The 1,445-nt window shown below is 69.6% G+C and carries 2 protein-coding genes; both read left to right on the top strand.

From position 1 onward, the window contains the following. On the top strand, positions 1 to 888 hold an 888-nt coding region (locus G154_RS27005; protein ID WP_237742471.1), incomplete at its 5' end, for a DUF222 domain-containing protein. After that, the coding region (locus tag G154_RS25780) for a DUF222 domain-containing protein (protein WP_353647187.1) at positions 876 to 1,445 on the top strand (570 nt) is incomplete at its 3' end. The genes G154_RS27005 and G154_RS25780, both read left to right, overlap by 13 nt.

Genomic DNA, 1,445 nt, shown 5'->3' with positions numbered 1-1,445 from the left:
GCGTGTTGTGTCGGTGGTCGCACGTATGTTCGAGTCATGGGATCGGATGTGGTGGCCAGTCGGGAGTCGGTGCAGCATGCCCTCTCCGATCGCGCCGCGTCGGTCAAAGCGCTGTTGGATGCCGATTTCACGGTGTTCGACACCGCCGAGCTGTTGGCGTTGCAGTCCGAACGCGACCAACGCGCCCGCGCCGATGCGGTCATCGATGCCCGCATCCAGGCCGCAATCATGCAGCGCAGCACCGCACACGAGATCGGCGCGAAATCCTGGGCCGATGTCCTGATCACCCGGATGCGCCTGTCGGCCCGCGAGGCCGCAACCCGGGTGCGCCGCGCCGAACAACTGGCCCCCAGACGGTGCGTGACCGGGATCTTGCTCGATCCCGCGCTGCCGTTGTGCGCCCAGGCCTTGGCCGACGGCGACATCAACGAAGGCCACGTCACGGTGATCGCCGAAGCGGTGCGGATGGCCACCAAATACGTCGATGCCGCCCAGTGCGCACAGTTGGAGGCCATCTTGGTCCCCGTGGCCCGGGTCAGTGGCCCCGAGACCGTGCACCAGGCCGCGGTACGGGCGCTCTATGTCATGAATCAGGACGGTCTGGGCCCGGATATCGCCCGCCACACACGCGGCATCACCGTGGGCACGCAGGATCCTGACGGGTTGACCCGCATCACCGGCTGGGTCGATGCCGAACTGGCCGCCTACCTGGGCACGGTCAACGACACCTGGGCCCGCCCCGGAATCAACAACCCCGCCGACCCCCACTCACCGGCCAACCCCGAGACCACCGACCCGAAACAGCGCCGCCGCCGGGACCCGGTACGAAGACCCACGACGCTGCCGCCGCGGCCGCGGCGTCCCCGGCACCGGCACTGCCACCGCTGACCGGGCCCGCCGGCCGCGACACCCGCAGCCCGGCCCAACGCCAACACGACGCGCTCAAAGCCGTCCTACGCGACACCATCGCCTCCGGACGCCTCGGCCAACACAACGGCCTACCGGTCACCGTCGTGGTCTCCACCACCCTGCCCGAACTCGAAACCGCCGCCGGCATCGCGGTCACCGGCACCGGCACCCTCATGCCCATGCCCGACCTGATCCGCCTGGCCGAACACGCCCACCACTACCTGGTCATCTACCGCCACCACACCGCCGAACCGCTCTACCTGGGCCGCACCAAACGCCTGGCCACCAAAGCCCAACGCCTACTGCTCCACCACCGCGACCGTGGCTGCACCCGCCCCGGCTGCACCCGATGCGCCAACCACTGCCAAGCACATCACGCCCAACCCAGCTGGGCCCACGGCGGACACACCGACGCCCCCACCCTCGCACTGGGCTGCCCACCGGACAACCAACTCGCCGAACTGGGCTGGACCACCACCATCGACCCCACCACCGGCCGCGTCCACTGGCACCCACCACCACTACTGGACACCGGC

The organism is Mycobacterium sp. VKM Ac-1816D, assembly GCF_000416385.1.
Lineage (GTDB): Bacteria > Actinomycetota > Actinomycetes > Mycobacteriales > Mycobacteriaceae > Mycobacterium > Mycobacterium neoaurum_A.
This window is presented reverse-complemented; position numbering and strand designations above follow the sequence as displayed.